This is a genomic window from Bradyrhizobium sp. UFLA05-108 (genome assembly GCF_059803455.1).
The window spans coordinates 1-22069 of sequence record NZ_JBANAZ010000066.1; the positions used below are offsets into that span (position 1 = coordinate 1).

Annotated in this window: 17 protein-coding genes and 2 pseudogenes; 9 read left to right on the plus strand and 10 right to left on the minus strand. The window is 61.5% G+C overall.

Annotation, left to right across the window (positions count from 1 at the left end; translation table 11 throughout):
* Positions 1-774: 774 nt before the first annotated feature.
* The 4 genes from SO140_RS35220 to SO140_RS35235 form a co-directional block, all read right to left on the minus strand.
* The gene (locus SO140_RS35220; RefSeq protein WP_449382347.1) at positions 775-1668 is read right to left on the minus strand and encodes a LysR family transcriptional regulator; all 894 of its coding nucleotides are present in this window, start codon (positions 1666-1668) and stop codon (positions 775-777) included.
* A 65-nt stretch (positions 1669-1733) separates the two neighbouring features.
* Positions 1734-3968 carry a xanthine dehydrogenase family protein molybdopterin-binding subunit gene (locus SO140_RS35225; RefSeq protein ID WP_449382348.1) on the minus strand — a complete coding sequence of 745 codons (2235 nt, stop codon included), beginning with the start codon at positions 3966-3968 and terminating at the stop codon, positions 1734-1736.
* 10 nt (positions 3969-3978) lie between these two features.
* On the minus strand, positions 3979-4425 hold the full coding sequence (locus tag SO140_RS35230) for a (2Fe-2S)-binding protein (RefSeq protein ID WP_449382349.1): 447 nt from the start codon (positions 4423-4425) through the stop codon (positions 3979-3981).
* Between the two features lie 166 nt (positions 4426-4591).
* Positions 4592-5485 (minus strand): LysR family transcriptional regulator, encoded by an 894-nt coding sequence (locus tag SO140_RS35235; protein WP_449382350.1) that lies wholly within the window; start codon positions 5483-5485, stop codon positions 4592-4594.
* A gap of 149 nt (positions 5486-5634) precedes the next feature.
* On the opposite strand from SO140_RS35235, the gene SO140_RS35240 reads away from it, so the two are divergent.
* The 8 genes and pseudogenes from SO140_RS35240 (at position 5635) to SO140_RS35275 (ending at position 12177) form a co-directional block, all read left to right on the plus strand.
* Positions 5635-6906 (plus strand): MFS transporter, encoded by a 1272-nt coding sequence (locus SO140_RS35240; RefSeq protein ID WP_449382351.1) that lies wholly within the window; start codon positions 5635-5637, stop codon positions 6904-6906.
* 17 nt (positions 6907-6923) lie between these two features.
* Positions 6924-7910 (plus strand): aldo/keto reductase, encoded by a 987-nt coding sequence (locus SO140_RS35245; protein ID WP_449382352.1) that lies wholly within the window; start codon positions 6924-6926, stop codon positions 7908-7910.
* 13 nt (positions 7911-7923) lie between these two features.
* Positions 7924-9156: an arabinose transporter gene (locus SO140_RS35250; RefSeq protein WP_449382353.1), complete on the plus strand. Its 1233-nt coding sequence runs from the start codon at positions 7924-7926 to the stop codon at positions 9154-9156.
* Complete coding sequence (locus SO140_RS35255) at positions 9144-9374, plus strand: tautomerase family protein (RefSeq protein ID WP_449382354.1); 231 nt, start codon at positions 9144-9146, stop codon at positions 9372-9374. Before SO140_RS35250 ends, SO140_RS35255 begins: the two co-directional genes overlap by 13 nt.
* The gene (locus SO140_RS35260; RefSeq protein WP_449382355.1) at positions 9371-9898 is read left to right on the plus strand and encodes a cyclophilin-like fold protein; all 528 of its coding nucleotides are present in this window, start codon (positions 9371-9373) and stop codon (positions 9896-9898) included. Before SO140_RS35255 ends, SO140_RS35260 begins: the two co-directional genes overlap by 4 nt.
* 17 nt (positions 9899-9915) lie before the next feature.
* On the plus strand, positions 9916-10932 hold the full coding sequence (locus tag SO140_RS35265) for a zinc-dependent alcohol dehydrogenase family protein (protein WP_449382356.1): 1017 nt from the start codon (positions 9916-9918) through the stop codon (positions 10930-10932).
* Positions 10933-10967: 35 nt separating this feature from the next.
* Positions 10968-11363: a (R)-mandelonitrile lyase gene (locus SO140_RS35270; protein WP_449382357.1), complete on the plus strand. Its 396-nt coding sequence runs from the start codon at positions 10968-10970 to the stop codon at positions 11361-11363.
* A 44-nt stretch (positions 11364-11407) separates the two neighbouring features.
* Positions 11408-12177: pseudogene (locus tag SO140_RS35275) on the plus strand (SDR family NAD(P)-dependent oxidoreductase).
* 215 nt (positions 12178-12392) lie between these two features.
* Here SO140_RS35275 and SO140_RS35280 read toward each other — a convergent pair.
* The 3 genes and pseudogenes from SO140_RS35280 to SO140_RS35290 all read right to left on the minus strand — a co-directional run bounded on the left by SO140_RS35280 (position 12393) and on the right by SO140_RS35290 (position 15425).
* Positions 12393-13468: pseudogene (locus SO140_RS35280) on the minus strand (tartrate dehydrogenase).
* A gap of 22 nt (positions 13469-13490) precedes the next feature.
* Positions 13491-14462 carry a Bug family tripartite tricarboxylate transporter substrate binding protein gene (locus tag SO140_RS35285; protein WP_449382360.1) on the minus strand — a complete coding sequence of 324 codons (972 nt, stop codon included), beginning with the start codon at positions 14460-14462 and terminating at the stop codon, positions 13491-13493.
* A 120-nt stretch (positions 14463-14582) separates the two neighbouring features.
* Positions 14583-15425, minus strand: a complete 843-nt coding sequence (locus tag SO140_RS35290) for a hypothetical protein (protein WP_474802511.1) — start codon at positions 15423-15425, stop codon at positions 14583-14585.
* Between the two features lie 267 nt (positions 15426-15692).
* Between SO140_RS35290 and SO140_RS35295 the strand changes: the two genes are divergently transcribed.
* The gene (locus tag SO140_RS35295) at positions 15693-16670 is read left to right on the plus strand and encodes a ketopantoate reductase family protein (protein WP_474802509.1); all 978 of its coding nucleotides are present in this window, start codon (positions 15693-15695) and stop codon (positions 16668-16670) included.
* Between the two features lie 105 nt (positions 16671-16775).
* Here SO140_RS35295 and SO140_RS35300 read toward each other — a convergent pair whose 3' ends face one another.
* The 3 genes from SO140_RS35300 to SO140_RS35310 form a co-directional block, all read right to left on the minus strand.
* Entirely contained in the window at positions 16776-18935 is a 2160-nt protein-coding gene (locus SO140_RS35300) for a cytochrome P450/oxidoreductase (protein ID WP_474802507.1), read from the minus strand.
* A 92-nt stretch (positions 18936-19027) separates the two neighbouring features.
* A complete protein-coding gene (locus SO140_RS35305) occupies positions 19028-20440 on the minus strand; it encodes an MFS transporter (RefSeq protein WP_474802505.1) in 1413 nt (470 codons plus the stop codon).
* Positions 20441-20612: 172 nt separating this feature from the next.
* Positions 20613-22058: an aldehyde dehydrogenase family protein gene (locus SO140_RS35310; protein ID WP_474802503.1), complete on the minus strand. Its 1446-nt coding sequence runs from the start codon at positions 22056-22058 to the stop codon at positions 20613-20615.
* Positions 22059-22069 lie beyond the last annotated feature (11 nt).

Here is a 22069-nt window from a genome sequence, read left to right on the forward strand (position 1 = left end):
CGCCCGGGCTGCTCCCGAGGGTGGTGGGTTTTTTGCGCGCACTTCTGCCCGCACACCCACTGCCGGCGGCGCGACAGAGACTGGATCAATCCCCGCTAGGCGTGAGCACCCTGGTCGGCCAAGTCGCCAACAGGCGCGTCTTCGAATGATTGGGCGAACGCTCCCTTATTCGGAAATGCCTGCTAAGCAGTTGATATCACTACAGGTGAATTCGGCCGTTTTTTCTAAACGCGGCTTGAAATCGTTGAATAATCAATCTGATTTTGATTCCGCCATTCGGAGGTTCGATCCCTCCCGCCCCAGCCAGCACTAAGCTGCTGAGTTCGTTAGGTAAGCGGTCTATTTCCGCCAAATTGTTGGGTGCGTTTGGAAATGGAGCTTGGCAAGCTCGGTCCAAAATCGAACTAAGCGACCTCGCGCATCAAATCCACCATGTTGGCTTATCTCCGTTGCTTTCATCCAACATACACCGCGCGAGCTACTCGGGCAGGTCTGTTACGCCCTCATCGAAGAATAGGATATTACGGCGAACAAATCGGATCACCAGTCGAAATGATGCAATCGTGCGCAATGGGCGCCGTGCTTCAGTTCGCCCAGCGGATAAGCTCGGGGGGCGAGTGGCTCCCCCGCTACCAAAGCTCCGATTTTGCACGCCAAACTACGATTTCGTACGATTTGCTCTCGAGTCAGGCGCGGGTCTGAACTTTACGCCACGGATGATTCTGTCGGTGCTCATGCGCCCATCGGCATAGGCTGCCTTCGATGACATCCGTGCTAGTCGCGGTGTCGCAGCGCATTTACCAACAGGTCGAACGCTGCCGATGATTGTCGGCTCAGCGGGTAATAGAGATGGTACCCCGACCAAGGGACGCACCAATCTTCAAGCACTCTCGTGAGATTTCCCTTTAAGATGTGGGGCAGTGCGACGTCCTCAGGCACGTAAGCAACGCCGAAGCCAGCCACCGCCGCGTCGCCCACTTCGAAGATGCTATTGAAGACCAGTTGGCCCTCGACGCGCACCTTCACTTCATGCCCATTGTTTTCGAGTTCCCATGCGTACAGCCCGCCATAGGTAGGAAGCCGAAGATTTATACATTTGTGGTCGACAAGATCACCAGGGACCACCGGTGCGGGATGATTTGCGAAGTATGACGGTGAGCCGACGACCGCAAAGCGAACGTCGGGGCTGATGCGGACAGCAATCATATCCTTCGCGACCTGTTCACCGAGACGCACACCGGCGTCGTAGCGCTCGTCGACGATGTCGACGTTTCGGTTGTCCAGCGCAATCTCTACGTTGATGTCCGGATACTTTGCCAGAAGCTTTGCCAGCTTTGGCCAGAGAAAGGATCGAACCGGATGGTCGCCCGCAGTGATCCGGATGATTCCGGCGGGTCTATCCTGGTGTTCGCTCAAGTTCGCGAGCTCCGTTTCCAATTCGTCGAGTCGGGGAGCAACCGTTCGCAGCAGGCGTTCCCCGGCTTCCGTTGGATTGACGCCTCTGGTGTTGCGGGCTAGGAGCCGAACCCCAAGGCGTCCTTCGAGTCCGCGGATCGTGTGACTGAGCGCAGATTGCGAGACGCCGAGCTTCGCCGCGGCCCTCGTGAAACTGCGTTCGCGACCGACTGTCTTAAAGGCCCTCAGATCGTCCAAGTAGCCTCGTTGCATGACCGCCTCAGAACTCGCCAGGCCGTTGAAGAAGACGGGGCGCCATGGGCGGCGCGCCGTCGGGGTTAACCCATGTCGCCGAATTTGAGTTTCGACAAAGGCAGACTTCGGACGCGCTGGCCAGTGAGGGCGGCGATTGCGTTCGCCACTGCCGGCGGCACGCCAGGCAAACCGGGCTCTCCGATGCCACCCATGGGAGCGCCGCTTTCGACGATGCGCACATGCACGCGCGGCATGCGGTCGGGCGGAAGGATGGGATAGGCATCAAAGTTGCGCGCCTGCGGCACGCCCTTGGCATAGACCACTTCTTCCAATAGCGCCGATGAGAGGCCAAGTGCGACGGCCGAGTTGACCTGCGCCTCGATGATGGCGGGATTGACGATCCGGCCGGGATCGATGGCCACCCAAACATCATGCACCGTGACCGCACCGCCCTTGAGCGAAACCTCCGCGATGGTGGCAACCTCGCTGCCAAAAGGCGAGGCCATGGCAACACCGCGCGCACGTTTGCTGCCATCCGTTGCGGCGAAAGGACCGCGCTTCCATCCGCCCGAGAGTTCACCGACGGCTTCAAGGAGCCGCTTGTGCCGCGGCTTCTCCGCGAGCAAGCGGAGCCGGAGCTGATACGGATCTTGCTGACCCGCATCGGCAAGCTCATCGAAGAACGTCTCGTAGAAGAAATCGTTCATGGAGTGGCCAACGGAGCGCCAGAAGCCGATCATGGCCGGATCATCCACGACGACGTGAGCAATCCGGCGGTTCGGGATGGCATAGGGTTTCTCGGCGATGCCCTCGACCGCAGAACGATCCGCAGCATCAGGTTTGCGGCCGAACCAGCGGCCTACTGGGCCTTCGCCGACAGCCTCCGCTTCAAGTGCTACGGGCAGCCCGCTCGCATCAAGGCCGCCCCGGAAACGCACAAAACCCATCGGCCGCAGCGCGTCGCGCAGGAATTCTTCCTCCCGGCTCCAGATGACCTTGATCGGTCTGCCGGCCGCCTTGGACAGCAGAATGGCCTGGGTAGAGGGGCTGGCCGCCTCGTAGAGAAAATGCCGGCCGAAGAAGCCGCCCAGCATCGGCGAATGGATTTTCACCTTCTCGGGCGCAAGACTGGCAAATTTCGCGATAGATGCCTGGAATAGTTCCGGCGCCTGGTTGGGAAACCAGAGTTCAAGCGTGCCGTCGTCGTTCCATCGGGCAAGTGCCGAGGGCGGCTCCAATTGGCCATGTGCCAAATAGGGCGCATCATATGTGGCCGAAATCACCCGCGCTGCGCCGCTCAGAGCCGCGGACGCATCACCTGCGGTTTCCGCGGAAATGCCAGGCCCTGGAGTGGCAGCAAGCAAGGCTTTCCGTCCCTCTGACGAGAATTCCGCGGGCATCGAGCGCCGTGTGCCCGAGGGCGACTCTGTCCAAGTCACCTGAAGTGTCTCGACGGCGCGCCGAGCATGCCACCACCGCTCAGCAAGCACGGCGACCGCGCCCGGCAGCCGGTGAATGGAATGCACCCCAGGCATCGCATTCACCTCCGCCTCGTTAGCGAAGGCGGCAGGCTCGAGCCCAAGGCGCGGCGCATGCTGGACTGCGCCATGCAGCATACCGTCGACTTTCACGTCGATGCCATAGGTGACCTTGCCGGTGGACTTGTCGCGCACGTCGATGCGCGCGACCGGCTTGCTGATCCAGCGGAAATCCTTCTCCGCTCGAAGCGTAACGTTTTGAGGCACCGGCAATGCGGCGGCGTCACTCGCCAGTGCGCCGTATGCGATCGTGCGGTTGGAAGCCGTGTGGCGCACGCGCCCCGGCTCGGTGGAGAGGCTCGCGAGTGGGACGCGAAGGCGTGCGGCCGCAGCCTGCAGCAGCATCTGTCGCGCCGATGCGCCAACCCGGCGCATCGTTTCATAGCTCGATCGCACCGAAAAACTCCCGCCGGTGAATCGGTTGCCGTTCACGAGCAGATAGTCGGCCCCGGGTGGCGCGCATTCCACGGTGAAGGTGGCGGGATCGGCATCGAGCTCCTCGCCGACGATCTGCGCCAATGCGGTGGAGACACCCTGGCCCCCTTCCACGAAGGGACTGCGCAACAAGACGGTGCTGTCGGCGCGAATCTCCAGGAAGGCTGACACGCGCGGAGCCGCTTTTGCCGCAGCGGCGGCGTTCTGCGCCACCGCCTTGGTGCCGGGCAGTGCCACGCCAAGTACCAGCGCGCCGACCGAGGCACGGAGGAAGCCGCGCCGGGAGAGATTCATCGGCCTGCCGACATCCGCCATAGGTCGGAAATCATGATGCATGCTGCTCATGGCGTGCTCCTCAACCCTGCGCAACCTGGCGGACCGCGGCAGAGATCGCGTTGTAAGTGCCGCAGCGGCACAGATTGACCATTGCGGCCGCAATGTCCTGATCGCTGGGTTTGGGGGTCTGCTTCAAGAGGGCGGTGGCCGCCATCACCTGACCGGATTGGCAATAGCCGCATTGCGGCACCTGGTTGGCAACCCACGCGTCCACGACGCGGCGGCCGACTGCGTCGTCAGTGACGGCTTCGATGGTGGTGATGGATTGGCCCGCAACGCTGCTGATGGGCGTAATGCAGGATCGAGTGGCCTGACCATCGATCAGCACGGTGCAGGCGCCACACTGGGCAATGCCACAACCGTACTTCGTTCCGGTCATGCCGAGCTCGTCGCGGATCACCCAGAGAAGAGGCGTGTCGGCCTCCATCTTCACCTGGTGAGTCTTGCCGTTGATGGTCACTTCCATGAAACTGCTCCTCAAATTATCCTCTTGAGACGCGACGTTTGCGGGCCTTCAGCGCAGGACAAGACGCGCGGTGAGGAGCAATGTCTAACCCGGGCGCCAGCCCTGAATTAGATGGCCGAGTTCGCATGAACTTATGAGCCGATTTGATCAATCAGTCGAAGGGCTATCAGCCGCGGTAGCGCAGCGCATCCACCAGAAGAGAAAAGGCAGCCGACTGGTGCCGGCGGCTCGGATAGAAAAGGTGATAGCCCGAATAGGGTGGGCACCAATCCTCGAGAACCCGCTTGAGGCGGCCCTTTGTGAGATACGGTTTTGCCCAGCCCTCCGGCACGTAGGCAAGCCCCATTCCCGCCAGGGCGGCATTCAGGATCTGGGACGTCGTGTTGTAGGTCAGCTGGCCTTCGACGCGCACCCTCAGTTCGCGGCCGCCCCTCTCAAATTCCCAGGCGTAGAGCCCGCGATGGGTGGGCAGGCGCAACGTGATGCACTTGTGGCCGATCAAGTCCTGCGGTTTCTTCGGGAGTTGCCGGTTCTTGAAGTACGAGGGAGCGCCGACGACGGCCATTCGCATGTCAGGCGCAATGCGCACCGCGATCATGTCCCTTTCGACCTGCTCACCGCTTCTCACGCCGGCGTCAAAGCCTTGCGCGACGATATCTGTCAATCCGTAGTCGATAACGACCTCGACTTTGATGTCGGGATAGTTCGGTAGAAGTTTTGCCAGTTTCGGCAGCAGGATCGCATCTGCGGCATATTCGGTGGCCGTGATGCGAATCGTGCCCGCCGGCTTTTCGCGAAGCTCGCGGATGGCCGCAAGTTCGGACTCGATCTCCTCTAGCCGCGGAGCAGCCATTCGAAGCAGGCGTTGGCCCGTCTCCGTCGGCGCGACACTGCGCGTGGTGCGCGTCAGCAGCCGCACACCTAGGCGCGCCTCGAGTTCGCGGATGGTGTAGCTCAGTGCCGATTGTGACACACCGAGCTTGGCCGCTGCCCCTGTAAAACTACGCTCGCGCGCGACCGCCACAAACGCCAAGAGATCGTCTAGCTTCCCGCTCTGCATTTATCGAGCCTGTTTATAAGTCCATGCCGATTATAGCGGCTAGTCGCTGCCGTTGCGCGCGCTAAATCAGCGCGTGACGGCGTGCATCCCGGAACGGGGACCGCCATGACAGTGATGGAGAAGGCGCGACGAAAGCGTCGCGAGACCCGGTGACGACTGAAATTGCTTCCGAAAACCGCACGCTCTCATACCGACCGGCAGCTTGGGGGGCCGTACTTGCGCTGACGCTGTGCGTCTCGACGCTCATCGCGTCGGAATTCATGCCGGTCAGCATCCTGACCCCGATCGCTTCCGACCTCCATCTGACCGAAGGTGCGGCGGGCCAGGCGATCTCGGTTTCCGGCTTGTTCGCGGTCATAACCAGCCTCTGCATTGCGACGATCACCCGGGGGCTCGATCGTCGAGCGCTGCTGCTTGGACTGACCCTTCTGATGCTGTTGTCGGGCCTTCTGGTCGCCTTCGCGCACAATTTCGTCGTGCTCATGATGGGCCGTGCTCTGCTCGGCGTGGTCATCGGCGGTTTCTGGTCGATGTCGGCGGCGACGGTGATGCGGCTGGTGCCCGAGAATCAGGTGCCCCGCGCGCTCGCGACATTGAACGGGGGTAACGCGCTGGCTACCACCATCGCCGCGCCGCTGGGCAGCTTCCTCGGCCAGTACATCGGTTGGCGCGGCGCGTTCTTCCTGGTTGTGCCGCTTGCCGCGATCACCTTCGCCTGGCAATGGCTCACTCTGCCGTCCATGCTCTCCGACCGCGCCAATCGCCAGCCAAGCGCCCTGGGCGTCCTCGGCCGCCCGAATGTTCGCTTCGGAATGGCCTCGGTCGCGCTGCTGTTTGCGGGCCAATTCGCGCTTTTCACGTATCTGCGGCCGTTTCTGGAGAGCGTCACGCGCCTCGAAGTTTCCATGCTCTCGCTCGTGCTCCTCGCCATGGGGGGCGCGGGCATGGTCGGCACGTGGCTGATCGGCCACATGGTGTCGCGCAGCCTGTCGCTGACCTTGATCCTAGCGCCGGTGGCGCTCGCGGCGCTCGCATGCGGCCTGGTCGCGCTTGGAACGCTCGCCGGGCCTACGGCGCTATTTCTGACGCTTTGGGGGATGATCGGAACGGGCACGCCTGTCGCCTGGTGGACGTGGGTCGCGCGCCGCTTTCCGGCTGACGCCGAAGCCGGTGGAGGGCTCATGGTCGCGGTCGTTCAACTCGCAATCACGCTTGGCGCAGCCGGTGGCGGCCTCCTGTTTGATGCCGCCGGTTATCGAGTGACGTTCCTGGCAAGCGCCGGCGTGCTGGTCGCTGGCGCACTGTTCGCCGGTTTGGACGCCCGTGCCGCTCGAGTAAGCGAGCGAAGTCGCTTCACGAGCGACTCTGCCGCGCAATCCGACGCCGGAATGCGGTGCGCGCAACGGCAACGCTCGGCTTAGCCCGAAGGAGAGATACCATGGATTATTCACATCTCGGCAGGACCGGCCTCAAGGTAAGCCGGCTTGCACTTGGCACCATGAACTTCGGCGAGTTGACCGACGAGACAACCAGCTTCTCGATCATGGACGAAGCCCTGAACGCCGGCATCAACTTCTTCGACACGGCCGACGTGTATGGTGGGCCCCAGTCGCCGGAGATGGCGAAGGGGTTTGGTATATCCGAGGAGATCATTGGCCGGTGGCTGGCGCAAGGCGGTCGCCGCGAGAAAATTGTGCTGGCGACCAAGGTGTACCAGCCGATGGAGACTGGTCCGAACGACCGCCGTCTTTCAGCCTACCACATTCGACGCGCGTGCGAGGCGAGCCTGAAGCGGCTGCAGACCGATCACATCGACCTCTACCAGATGCACCACATCGACCGTGCGACCCCGTGGGAGGAGATCTGGCAGGCGATGGGGCAACTCGTCCGTGAAGGCAAGATCACCTATGTCGGCAGCAGCAACTTTGCGGGTTGGGATATCGCCACTGCTCAATGCGCGGCTGCCTCGCGCAACCTACTTGGTCTTGCTTCCGAGCAGAGCCTCTACAATCTCTCTCAGCGGACCATCGAATTGGAGGTGATCCCGGCGGTGCGGCACTTCGGTGTCGGCCTCATTCCTTGGAGCCCGATCGGCATGGGCATTCTAGGCGGTGTGCTGCGCAAGATAGCCGACGGTCGCCGGGCTTCGCCTCTGCTCCAGGCGCGCATCGATCAAATGCGTCCTCGATTGGAGGCCTACGAGGCTCTGTGCGGCGAGCTTGGCGAAACGCCCTCGGAGGTCGCGCTGGCCTGGGTGCTGCACAATCCGGTCGTCACCGCCGCGATCAGTGGACCGCGTACTGTGGAGCAACTTCGTCAGAATCTGAGTGCGCCTTCGCTGAAGCTCGGAGAAGAGACACTGGCTAGGCTGGACGAGATCTGGCCGGGACCGGGCGGCGAGGCCCCGGCTGCTTATGCCTGGTAGAGGCGGCTCAGTCATGGCCGTGGGCATCGAGCAGGGAAAGATCTCGGCAGTGGCGCCGATACTGCTGCCGATCATGGGTGTAGTGTTCGTCGCCTTCCTCATCATAGGCATTGCCATGCCGGTTCTTCCGCTCCATGTACACGATGCTCTGGAGCAAAGCACGTTTGTGGTTGGTCTGGTCGCCGGCAGCCAGTTCGCAGCCTCGTTGGTCTCGCGCCCCTGGGCTGGTCACTACTCGGATACGCGTGGAGCGAAGCGCGCAGTGATCGCGGGTTTACTGGCAGCCTCGGCAGCCGGATTATTGTACGCGCTGTCGCTTGGTTTCAGCGGCTCCCCCACTATTTCGGTTGCCATTCTTCTTCTGGGGCGCGGCGTGCTCGGCGGCGCCGAGAGCTTCATCATCACGGCTGCGGTCAGTTGGGGACTGGCGCTCGTCGATACCCGAAACACGGGCAAGGTCATCGCGTGGGTAGGCTCGGCGATGTTCGCGGCTATCGCCGTTGGGGCGCCGGCAGGATCGGCCCTCTACGACGCTTACGGTTTCGTTGCCGTAGCTGTCGCCACCACGGCAGCTCCGCTGGCCACGTTGCTCCTCGTTGTGCCCCGTCCGACGGTCGCGCCCGTCCAGCACGCCCGCTTCTCTTTCGCTCAAGTTCTAGGCGCTGTGTGGGTGCCCGGGCTGGGCTCCGCACTTGGCAGCGTGGGCTTCGGTGCGGTGACCACGTTCGTCGCGTTGCTATTCGCCAGCCGCGGCTGGGCGAACGGGTGGCTTGCCTATTCGGCTTATGCCGGCGCCTTCATCTTGGCTTGCGTTTTTTTCAGTCACTTGGCAGACGCAATCGGTGGGGCGAAGGTCGCGTTGTTCTGTGCATTGATCGAAGCGCTTGGCCAATCCCTGATCTGGCTGGCGGCTCGCCCTGAGATGGCGCTCGCCGGAGCCGCGCTGACGGGGTTCGGCTTCTCGCTGGTGTACCCGGGCTTCGGCGTCGAAGCGGTACACCGCGTGCCAGCACACAATCGAGGCCTGGCCATGGGAGCCTATACGGCTTTTCTGGATCTTGCCCAGGGTGTCGCAAGTCCGGCGCTTGGTCTGGTCGCGGCTGGGGCGGCGTTGAATGCCGTGTTCCTCACCAGCTCCGGCATGGTTCTATGTGCCGCGGTGGTCGCGGTCTGGCTGATGGCACACCCGACTGCAGACCGTTCAACTGCGAGACTTACGAAGGGAGACAGTGAATGCCCCACGTGATCGTGAAGATGCAACCCGGGAGATCGGAGAAGCTAAAGAGCGCCCTCGCCGAGGCGGTGACGCGGGCGGTCGTCGATACGCTGAAGATCGGCGATGAATCGGTATCGGTCGGCATCGAGGATGTTCAGTCGCAGGATTGGACCCGACAAGTCTACGAACCCGACATCCTCGCAAAACCCGATACCATCTATAAGAAGCCCGGATACGACCCCCGTTGACCTTGACAAGCCCATCGAAGGGCAGTGCGGACGACTTTGCCGCCGGCCTTCACCGGTTACCTCGTCGTCGCTTCGTCGCCGCGTTGACGGCGAGCGTCCTTGTGCTGCACGCAGCCTTCGCTCAGGCTGGCGCGAATGACCCACAAAACGGAGGAACGGCGCTGATGCGGATCCGTTGTCGCTTCGAACAACAGGTCTTCACGGTGACGCTGCTGGAGAATCCGACAGCTCGGGAGTTCGCAGCGATGCTACCTCTTGATCTCGCTATCGAGGATTTTTCGAACAACGAGAAGATCGCGTATTTGCCGCGCAGATTGGCAGAGCAGGGCGGCGGCGGTTCTTTCTCCAAGGAAGCTGCTGGCGACCTTTGTTACTACGTGCCGTGGGGCAATCTCGCTTTCTTTCACGGCGATTACAGATACTCGAGCGGTTCGATCAGGCTCGGCCGCCTGGACGGCGGTCCGCAGCCGCTACTCACGCGTGGCAAGTTCCAGCTGCGCATCGAGCATCTTTCAGCAGGTTAAGGCGACGAGGAGTAGCCATGTTTGCGACAGTCATGTACGGCGCCCGCGATGTCCGCTTCGAAAAGGTGGATGATCCCGAGATCATGAAACCGACCGATGCGATCATCAAATTGTCGGCGACTTGCATCTGCGGATCCGACCTATGGCCTTATCGCGGTTTGCAGCCGACCGATGCGCCTGCCTATATGGGTCACGAATACTGCGGCGTCGTCATCGAAGTCGGCAGCGAGGTCAGGACCGTTCGCCCCGGTCAATTCGTCGTCGGCTCTTTCTGCCTCTCCGACAACACGTGTCCGCACTGCAAATTCGGCTTCCATTCATCTTGCGTGCAGCGCGAATTCATGACGGGCGCTCAAGCGCCTTATGCGCGCGTTCCGCTGGCCGACGGAACGCTCGTCGGTTTGGCAGATATGCCTGGCGATGAACTCATTCCACACCTGCTGGCAACCTCGGATGTTCTGGGCACCGGTTGGTACGCTGCCGACGCAGCGGAAGTCCGGAAAGGTGGGACAGTCGCCGTTGTCGGTGACGGGGCGGTGGGATTGATGGGCGTGCTGGCGGCGAAAGAAATGGGCGCCGAACGCATCATCACGATGAGCCGGCACAAAAGCCGCCAAGAACTCGCCCGAGACTTCGGTGCCACGGACATCGTGGCCGAGCGTGGTGTGGCAGGCGCCGAGCGCGTGAAGGATCTGACCGGCGGCATCGGGGCTGATTCGGTTTTGGAGTGCGTGGGCACGCAAGAATCCATGACGCAGGCCATCGAGTCGGTACGGCCGGGCGGCTCCATCGGTTACGTTGGTGTCCCACACGGTGTGACCTTCGACGGTCAAGCCATGTTCTTTTCTCAACGGCGCATGTTGGGTGGCCCGGCGCCGGTCCGGCGGTTCTTGCCCGATCTGATGGACCGGGTCATGAAGGGAAGGATCCTTCCGGGCAAGGTTTTCGATCTGACGCTTCCGATCGCGGATGTCGCGGAAGGCTATCGCGCGATGGACGAGCGGCGCGCGATCAAGACCATGCTCAAGGTTTGAAGTCGACGATCACGGCGAGCGGAAAGGAAGACAGGATGCAAATCAAACGAAACGGCGAGCAGCCCTCTCAGAAGGGCCCTGAAGACTGGTTTATCGGCCGTGTGCGGATCGATCCGCTGCACACCGCTCCTGCTCCGGCGCGCGTCGCGGGTGCCTTGGTCACGTTTGAGCCCGGCGCCCGGACCGCGTGGCACACCCATCCGCTCGGTCAGACGCTGATCGTGACCTCCGGCTTTGGTTGGGTGCAGCGCGAGGGCGGACCGGTGGAGGAGATCCGGCCCGGCGACGTAATCTGGTTCGAGCCCGGCGAGAAACACTGGCACGGCGCCTCGCCCACAACGGCGATGAGTCACATCGCTATCCAGGAAGCGCTCAACGGCAGCCCGGTGGAATGGATGGAGAAGGTAAGCGAGGACCAGTATCGGAAGTGACGCGCGGCCCTGTCGAGTGCATCTGAAGCATCTGGAGGCAGCGTATGGCCATCGTATTCATCACTGGCAGCACGGACGGTCTCGGCCGGGCGGCGGCGCAATCGCTCCTTGATCAAGGTCACCGAGTAGTGCTGCACGCGCGATCGAGCGACCGCGCCGCAGCGCTCAGAGAACTCGCGTCGCGCGCTGAGGGAGTTGTGATCGGGGACCTGCAGAGCGGCACCGAGACGCGGAGCGTCGCGGATCAGGTCAACGCGATCGGGCGCATGGACGCGCGGTCATCCACAATGCCGGCATCTACATTGCCCCGAACCGCGGATCGACGCCCGAAGGACATCCCGTCGTTCTGGCTGTGAACACACTTGCTCCGTTCATGCTGACGGGCCTGATCGAGCGCCCCCGCCGATGGGTCTATCTCAGCAGCGGCCTTCACCGCGGAGGAGAAGGGTCTCTAGGCGACCTCGATTGGACGAAGCGCACCTGGAATCCGGCATGCGCCTATGCCGAAAGCAAGCTGCATGCTGTGGCGCTCGCTTTCCTCCTCGCCCGGCGGTGGCCGAAAGTCCGCAGCAACGCGGTCGATCCTGGCTGGGTGCGCACCCGGATGGGGGGTGCGAGCGCGCCGGTCGACATCGACACGGGGCAGCGCACGCAGAGCTGGCTCGCCGTCAGCACAGAACCCGCGGCCATGGTCAGCGGTCGCTACTGGCATCACCTCAAGCCGGAAGAGCCAGCGGCCGAAGCAACTGACGGGGCCTTCCAGAACGAGATGGTCGATCGCCTTCAAGAACTCACCGGCGTAGTGCTTCCCTGAAGGGGTGTCTCGGCGGGTGTGGGGAAAAGAGGTGCGCTCGCCGCTACCAACTCCCACGATGTCTATGGCATCCTGCGATTTGCTACCACTTCGCATCTGATGGTAGCTAGCACCAGACCCGAATCCGGGCGGATATCTGGCCGTCGATAGCTCTGGCTGAAGACCGAGGACCGTAGTACGAGGCGAGTCCGCCGAAGATCACCGTCCCGCGGTTATTAGTCGTTGGCTGCCCAAAGCGCCGCACAGAGGGCTTCAGTCACTTGCTTCGTCTTTGCCTTGCCGCCGAGATCGGGCGTGTGCAACTTTGGATCCATTGTCACGCGCTCTACGGCCCTTATCAGGCGGTCGGCTGCGGGCTTTTCGCCGAGGTGCTCTAGCATCATGGCCGCCGTCCAGAAGGTCGCGACCGGGTTGGCAATGCCCTTGCCGGTAATGTCAAACGCGGAGCCGTGGATCGGTTCAAACATCGAGGGCGCCTCGCGCTCGGGGTTGATGTTCGCGGTTGGCGCAATACCGAGAGAGCCAGCCAAGGCTGCGGCTAGATCTGAAAGGATATCAGCGTGGAGGTTGGTTGCCACGATCGTATCGAGGCTCTGCGGTTTCATCACCATGCGCATCGTCATGGCGTCCACTAGCATCTTGTCCCACGTCACGTCGGGGAATTCCTCGGCGACCTCCGTCGCGACCTCATCCCACATAACCATTGCGTGCCTTTGTGCGTTCGATTTGGTGACGACTGTCAGCAGCTTGCGAGGACGCGATTGCGCCAACTTGAAAGCGTACCGAATGATTCGTTGCACGCCTGGCCGCGTCATCACCGAAACATCCTGCGCAACTTCCATCGGAAGGCCCCTGTGTACACGGCCACCGACCCCGGAGTATTCGCCTTCCGAATTCTCGCGAACGATGACCCAGTCCAGCTCAGGCCCCGACACATGTCGTAGTGGGCTGGTGATACCTGGCAAAATGCGGGTCGGCCGCACGTTTGCGTATTGATCGAGCGGCTGGCAGATCGCCAACCGGAGGCCCCATAGCGTGGTGTGATCGGGGATATCCGGGCGCCCACAGCGCCGAACAGGATGGCGTCAAACTTCCGAAGTTGGGCCGCGCCGCTTTCAGGCATCATGACACCGTGCCTCTTGTAATAGTCAGATCCCCAGTCGAATTCCGTGAAATTCAGCTGGAAGCCGCCATCCCGCTTGGCGCAAACCTTGAGCGCGTCAATCGCCGCGTCAACAACTTCAGGCCCGATACCGTCACCGGCTACTGCGGCGATGTTGTAGGTTTTCATAGTTTGTCTCTTGTTTGACTTGTCATTCCTCGAAGGGAACGTTGTTGGCTTCAATAACGCGCTTCCAGCGCGCGAGCTCGGTTTTCATCATGTTCGCTAGCTCCTGCGGATTGCGAATCTCGACATTGAACCCCAATGATTTTATTTGCTGTTGGAGGAGCGGATCGTCGGCCGCGTCGGCGAAACTTTTGTAGAGCTTCATAAGCCGGTTCGGATCTGTGTTTCGAGGAGCCAGGAATGCGTACCAGAGCTTTGCATCGACATTTGGAAGTCCAACATCCTTCATTGTGGGAACGTTAGGCATCGCGGCAACATGCGTGTTCGCCGTAACGGCCAGGAATTGCAGTTCCGCGGAGTCGATGAATGGTGCGGCATCGGCGACCGAAACGATGCCGAAATCGATGTGCGCTCCCAGAATGGCCTGCAGCACATCTGGATTCCCGCGGAACGGGACATGCGTGGCTTTGCCGTTGATATCGTTGAGGAGGAGGAGGGATGTCAGGTGGCCAATGGTGCCGACGCCGCCAGAGCCGAAGGTCAGATTTCCCTTTCTTGCACCTGCGATGAAGTCGTCCATCGAGCCGAATTTGAGCCCTGATCGGACAACGAGAACGAGCGGCACACTCCCAATTCCGGCGATCGGTCGAAAGTCGGTTTCGATGTTGTAGCGTGCCGTCTTTCTGATTGCGACTGCGCCGACAGCGGAGGAAGGCAACCCCACGATCGTGTAGCCGTCAGGCTCGGCTTTGGCCGCGGCCGTCATGCCGATCATGGTGCTGGCGCCGGGACGGTAGTCGTAGACAAATGGCTTGCCGACAATGCGGGCTGCCCTCTCGGTGAAGGCACGCGCGATCACGTCCCCTGGTCCTCCGGGTGGATTCGGGATGATGATTTTGATCGGCTGGACAGGATAGTCGTCGGCCAGGAGGGCTCCGGAGGCCGCGAGATAGCAAAGTAGCCAGATAGCCAATGAGAGCAGCCGGCTGATCCGCACGCAAGCACCCTTTTGGGAGGTAACAATTGAGCAGCTACTATTTCGACCGAGAAAAATTTACCTTCGTGCCGCCGCGGCCGCGCTAACGAAGCCGCAGCAGCATTATCTCTGAAATCGCATTCAGAAGGTCGGCAGAATGATTCTGAGGAATTCGGTCGGCTGAAGCGCCTTGATCGCGACTGGTCCTTCTCCCTTCTGAAATTCGAATGCGCTCCGCTCGCCGTGGTGGCTCTTTCCGTCAACCGTCACCGCGCCTTTGCTCAGGAAAAGGATCTCGATGGATGACTGCATGCCCGCGGAAAAGGTGGCGCCCTCATCCAGGCGGATCAGTCCGATACGGGTGTTGCGCTCGGTAAAGGTACCGAGGGTTTTCGTTGAGACACCTTTCTGCTCCGTCGGCATCCAGTCGTATGCCTCAGGATCCATAATGATGAAATTGTCATATCGAGGTTTGCTATACACGGACGGCTTTCCGGTCGCCTCCTCGTAACATGCTTCAGAGCCGTCCTTGTTGTGTCGCTGGCCCTTGTCGTCGACGTATGTATAGATGCCCTCCTTGAATGTGCCTTTCTTCGCAAGCGCCGCGTTGGCAGCTTCTCTTTGGGTGGGGCTGAGAAATCCTTGCCCGCTCGCGCCGCCGAATTGGCAGACCATCATCTCCAGGCCTTCCGGCCGATCTTGCGGTCCATAGTGGACGCTCTCGGGGAAGTAACCGACCGAGCCTTCCTTCATCACGACGCCCTTGGCGATTGGGTACTCGCCCTTCAGAACGTAGCGGACCTGATCGAACGTATGGCGGTGACGCGGAGTGGACCATCCGCCGCCACCAGTACGCCCCACGTTCAGCAGATAATTGTTGGGCGAGTTATCCTCGCCGAGCAGCAAGAACTTTTGGTCCAGAACACCTTCGCGCATGCTGCCGACGCGGCCGCCCGGTGCGGTTGAGGCTTCACCTACTCTCATCGCTTCCTCCTGTCGTGGTGGTCGACCACCTGTGTCTGTGTTCTGTACTACCCAACGCGAGCGCAGGCGTCACGAGCCTACAGTCTCGGGGGTATAAGGCGAGGCTATCGCCTCGCACTGACGCGGCGCCATTTGCTGTTAGGATGATCAGCGAAAACTCGCTGACGACGCTCTCTATCCGCTCTCCAGAAGAAAGGTCGTTTCCGAGTGTCCAGGTTGCAGGCGCGCCAGGGCCCCGACCCGGGCGAATTATGGAGGTCAAGAAGAATGAAGGTTTGTGTTTACGGGGCAGGCGCTGTTGGCGGACACCTCGCAGGCAGGCTCGCCAAAATCGGCCTCGAGGTCTCGCTCATCGCCAGGGGAGCGCATCTTGCTGCCATCGAGAAGAACGGGCTTCAGGTCGAAACAAAAGAGGGCGTCATTCACAGTTGGCCGACTGCCACGGACGATCCCAAGCAGCTTGGAACTCAGGACGTGGTGATCGTCACGCTCAAGGCGCCGTCACTGCCTCAAGCGACTGAGGGCCTAGGTGCATTGTTGCGGAAGGATACGCTGGTCGTCTTTGCCATGAATGGGATTCCCTGGTGGTATTTTCACGCTCACGGCGGTCCGCTCGACGGGACGAGACTGCCGCGCATCGACCCCGGTGATGTGGTTTGGCGGACCGTCGGACCTGAACGAGCCGTTGGAGCGGTCGCGTATACGGCATGCACCGTAAAGGCTCCCGGAGTGGTTCACGCCGAGAATCCGCGAAACCGCATAATACTGGGACGACCCGACGGCGCGGCCGATCCGCGCCTTGGATCGTTGGCCGATGCCATGGTCTCCAGCGGCCTTGAAGCCGAAACGTCCGCAAGGATTCGAGATGCAATTTGGGCGAAGCTGCTCATGAATCTCACGGGGGGAGCGCTCGCTACTCTGACCGGTTTCCCAATGAAGGAGGCGCTCTCGGATCCCGCGGTAGCGGTGGCCGCAGCTGTCATGACACGTGAAGGTGCCGAAATTGCGCGAGCCCTTGGCTGCGATCCCGGAGATCCAGAGGGCGGTCTGGCTCGCCTTTCCGTGTCGACGCATAAGCAGAGCATTCTGCAAGACCTGGAGCATGGCCGACCGATGGAGGTCGATGCGATGCTGCGGGTTCCACTAGACCTCGCGCGTTTGGCAAGCGTATCGACACCGACCTTGGATCTGATCATCGGCCTTGCCGTACAACGCGCGCGATCGGCCGGTCTATATACGGGTTAGGACAACAGACTGGGTCTGGTCGTGCCCACGGCCAGACCCTCGTCCGCGGCGCCCTCTTGGAAGCTGGGCGAGCCCTTGGTCCGTGGTCTGGGCGCCAACGGCGCCTCACCAGTCAAGCACCAGTCGCCCTGTCATCGATTTGGAAACGCAGGCGGCCATCAGCCGGTTGGACTTGCGCTCGTTTGGCAGAAGGAACGAATCTCGGTGGTCTGGCACGCCCTCCAACACGGTCGATAGGCAAGCACCGCAAGTGCCTTCGAAGCACGAGGACGGAATGGTCACGCCGGCCTCGGCGCATGCGTCGATGATCGATTGACCAGGAAACACTTTCACGTCGACGTTTGAGCGCTGGCATCGAACCGTGAAAGCCTCGAACGATCCTTCAGCGCCCTGGCGAGCGCCAGGCTTCGGCGCGAACCATTCGGTGTGGAACGATCGTCCCGCGGCAGTCGCGGCTTCTTCCAAATCAAGGAGAAATCCTTCTGACCCGCATGCGTAGACCACCGCAGCCGCGCCACTCTCGTCGAGCAGGGCCGCCAGATTGGGACGTCCTGTCTCTGACGTGAAGTAAACGTGCGCGTTACCGAGCTCCCGGAGAAGGTCTACGTAGGCGAGATCTTGTCGGCTGCGCCCGACATAGTCGAGGCGCCACGGTATCCGCTGCGTGCGCGCCGCATCTATCATCGACAGGATTGGCGTGATTCCGATTCCGCTTGCAAAGAAGTGATAGCTCTCGGCCGGCTTGAGAGGAAAGTTGTTGCGCGGCGAGCGCACGCGGACGGCATCCCCGATCTTCATCCGATGAATTGTCTCGGACCCGCCGCGTCCAGCTACCTCGTGCAGAACGGCAATGCGCCAGATACCTTGGTTGCTTGAACCTCCGACCAACGAATACGATCTTACGACGTCGCCGGGAAGCACGAGATCAATGTGCGCACCCGCAGTCCATTCCGGTAGGGCCGTCCCCGCGGGGGCGCGAAACTCCAGTTCGATGATGTCTTTCGCCAGCCGCCGGATGAGGCCGATCTGCAGGACGTGTTCTCCCCGACCCGTAGGGATAGGCGCGCCTGCGGTGTCGATCGACCGGGCATTGAACTTCACGGGTAGCTTGGATGGGCCGAGATGGGTCCATGTGCTCAACTCCGGTTGGCCGGCGAGCACGAAGTCGTCTGTCATCGCCAACAGTTCTTCAGTTGCAATGCGCAGCTGCGCCCGAGCCAGCGCGGCTCCGATGCACCGGTGGATGCCGTAACCCATCGCGATATGCTTGTTGGGCCTGCGGTCAAGGTTCACCGTGTCGGCATCTTCGAATACCGCGGCATCACGGTTTGCCGCCGAGAGCATGAAGCCGACTCGCGAGCCCTTCGGGATCACGGTCCCCCTGATCTCGACATCGCACGTCGTCCGGCGCCCGATGATCCGCGCCGGAGTCCAAACCCGAAGAATCTCTTCAATCGCCTGCGGAATTAGCCGCGGCTCGGTCCTTAACCGCTTCTGGTCGGCAGGCGTTGACGCGAGATGGCGTATCATGCTGCCAAGAGCGTTCGTGGTCGTCCCATGACCTGCTTGAAGAAACAGCCGAATGGTTCCGGCGACATCTTCATGCGTGAGCCGGCGGCCAGCTGCGGGCTCGTTAAGCAGCGCGCTGATGACGTCGTTGGAATCGTAGGGTGTCTTGCGGCGGGCATTGATCACGCCGTCGATGTACGAATAGATCTCGTCGTTCGCTTCCTTGTGAGCGGACGTATCTCCACTCGCACCGGCATCGATGATGCGGTTTATCGTCGTCTTAATCTTTTGAGCGTCCTCGACGGATAGACCGAGGAAAATGCATTGCACCCGGATGGGCATAAAAAAGGTGAAGGATTCGACCACGTCGACTTCCCCCGACGAGATGCATCGGCCGAGCAGCTCGCGCGCGGTTCGACGGATAACAGGCTCGATTAGGCGAATGCGATCCGGTGTGAAGAACCTATTCAACAGATCGCGGAACTGGTCGTGGATTGGAGGATCCACTTCGGCTGGCGCGCGGGGAGGGCGATCGGGGCCGGTGGCTTCCGGAATGGGTGTCTTTTGGGCGCTTGTGAATGTGTGATAGTCCAAGGCCGCATTGGTGATGTCCTCGTACCGGGTCAGGGCATAAAAGCCGCCGAAGCGATCGCTCCAAGCGACCGGGCACTTCTCGCGGAGATGGGCGTGAATATTGGTCGGATCGCCATGATGGGCGGGATCGAGGGGATCCCAGTCAGGGACTGGCTTTGACATTATTTTCCTTCTTTTTCAGTCTGGCTTCGCCAGGCAGGCGAGGCTCGGACGGACGATCGTCCGAGCCTCTGTTGTTTGCGCCGCGGCGACGACTATCCCGCCGTGCGCAGGACTGTTGCAGGGTCGGCGTTCGGCGTGGCCTCGGGCTCCAAGGCTTCAAGCGACCGTTGATTGGTCTCGACGCCGAATACCGCGAAGATCAAAGCTACGGTCGTGTACATTCCGGCGATCGCGCCGATGACACCCCCAACTCCATATCGGTCGAAAAGAGCAAGAACGATAAAGGGGGAAGCAATAAGCCCGGCGCGTCCGAACGTCTGCGCGACACCGCTGCCACGGAAGCGATATTCGGTCGGGAAGAACTCAGGCGCGATGCCCGAGCCCAGAGACAAGAACACCGATGCGCCTGCGGTCAGCAGAAAGCCGCAGACCATGATGAGCGGAGCCGAAGTCAAGAACGGGTAGATCGAGCCGAGAGCGGCGCAGATGAGACCGAATATGACGATGCCCCAGCGTCGCCCCAGACGATCGGCCAGCAGCACGACCATCAGTGATCCGGTAGCGAATCCCGCCATCATGGCAGTGTTATAGGCCAGCGATTTTGTGACGGTCAGGCCCTGCTTCACGAGGAATGTCGGCATCCAGCCCGTCATCGTATAAGAGCCGAATAAGCACGTGACGCTGACGATGATCGCGAGAAGAGTCCGCGCGATCACAGGACGCGACAGCAGTACGGCCGCGCTAACGTATCGCGGAGGCGGCGCGGGCACCGCGACGACCGGGGGAAGGGAACGACCCTGCGCGGCCTCCTGCTCGATGCTCTGCAGGACCTTTTCGGCCTCTTCGGTGCGACCAACCCGCTCCAGCCAACGGGGCGACTCCGGCAGCTTGCGGCGTTCCCACCATACCCACATGGTGCCCACGCCGCCGATGATGAACATGGCTCGCCAACCGAGCGTTGGAATCACGAGTAGAGCGGTCATAGCGGTGACAAAGACGCCAACGCCACCAAACACTGCAAACCACCCGATGTACCGGCCGCGCTGTTTGGGAGGCACGAATTCGGTGATGAGGCCGTACCCCATCACATATTCGGCGCCCATTCCGACGCTCATGATGGCGCGGATGAAGATCAGTGCATGAATGGAGGGGGCAAAGGCCGACAACAAAGCGCAGCTGCCGAAGATCGCCAGGTTGAACTGGTAGGCGAAACGTCGACCGAAGCGATCGCTCAACCAGCCGGCCGTAGCCGCGCCCACCGTCAGCCCAGCGAACGTCACGGACATGAAGAGCGAGTTCAGCTCGAGCGTGGACCAGCCGCTCTGGAGCAATGCCGCGAGCACCGAGCTGGAGAGCGTGTTGTCGAACGAATCGAAGAACACGCCCATGCTGACGAGCCACAGCATGCGGCGATGGAACGGCCCGATTGGCAGGCGATCCATTCGCGCGCCAGCGTTGACCGCGCCCGAGAAAGAAACGTCCTTGTTGGGTATCGCAGATGGCATTTTCGTCTATCCTCTCCTCGTTTAAAGCGAGCGCGCTGGCTCATCTTGTTGTGGTTTTGTGGTTGCCCCCGATCCAGTCAGGAATTCTGCTGGAAGAGGTCTTCCGCGTCTTCACCGAGTTCGGTCCACCAGACTTGTAGCTGGCCGGTGCCGGAAAGCCTGCCGCTAGCGCCTAGATCGATGGAAGCGCGGCGGCTTCGCGATCGAAACCGAACATCGCCTTCACCTCCAGGTATTCCTCGAGCCCGAAGACCCCCATTTCCCGGCCGTTGCCTGATTGTTTGTAGCCGCCCATGGGCGCAGCCACGCTGCCCGCTGCGCCGTTGAAGAAAATGCGTCCCGCCCTCAACCGGCGGCATACGGCTAGCCCTCTTTCGCGATCAGAAGAGAATACGTAGCCGCCGAGGCCGTAGGGCGTTTCGTTGGCAATAGCGACGGCTTCTTCTTCATCGTCGTAAGGCAGGACCGCGAGAACGGGTCCGAAGAGTTCCTCGCGCGCGATCGTCATCGTCTGCGTGACTTCCGAGAAAACGGTCGGCTTGACGAAATATCCCCGCCCGAAGCCTTCGGGGCGACCGACGCCGCCGCAAATTATTCGGGCTCCCTCGTCCAATCCCGCTTGGATATAACGTTGAATTCGCTCGAACTGCGTACGGTTGACGACTGGTCCCATGGTCGTATCCGAATCCTGGGGGGCGCCGATCCTCACTTTGGCTGCTTCGCGCGCCAAATGGCTGGCGAGATCGTCCATCTGGCTGCGGTGCACCAGGATTCGGCTGGGGGCGTGGCAAGACTGCCCCGCGTTGAAGAAACCGCGGGCAATGTTCCAGCGCGCCGCGGCTTCGAGATCGGCATCGCGCAGGACCACATTTGCCGATTTCCCGCCGAGCTCCTGCGCCACGCGCTTGACCGTGCTCGCAGCCGCTGCCGCGACGAGAATGCCCGCCCGGGTCGAGCCGGTGAACGAGATCATGTCCACCTCCGGATGGCGGCACAGCGCTTCACCCGCCTGAGGGCCATCTCCGATCACCAGGTTGAAGACGCCCTCTGGAACGCCCGCGTCGTCGAGTATCTCGGCGAGAACGATCGCGCTCAGGGGCGAGTACTCGCTCGGCTTGAAGACGATCGTGCAACCTGCGGCGAGCGCGTACGCGATCTTCGTGACTGGAGTCTGCACCGGCCAATTCCAGGGCGAGATCAGGCCGCAGACGCCGATCGCCTCCCTCCGGACGATCGACCCTCCGATGCGATGCTCGAACGAATAATCACGAAGGACCCTGGCAGCTTCCTTCCAATGGTCGATTGGACCCTGCGTCTGCACGGTCGCGCTTTTCGGTGACCCCATCTCCCGGGCGATCACGTTGGCCAGATCCGATTGTCGAGCAGCATACGCCGCCAGAATGCGCTCGAGCAGGGCAATCCGCTCGGCGACGGAAGATGCGCTGAAGTCGGCGAAAGCTTTGCGTGCAGCGGTGACTGCGCGATCGACGTCCTTGGCGGTCCCCATGCCGACGGTCGCAAAAGCTGCCTCGGTCGTCGGATCGACCAACTGAATCGTCTGCGGGCCAGCTGGTTCGATCCATTTGCCGCCAATGTAGAATTTTCGGTGCTGTTCCATATTCGGGTTCT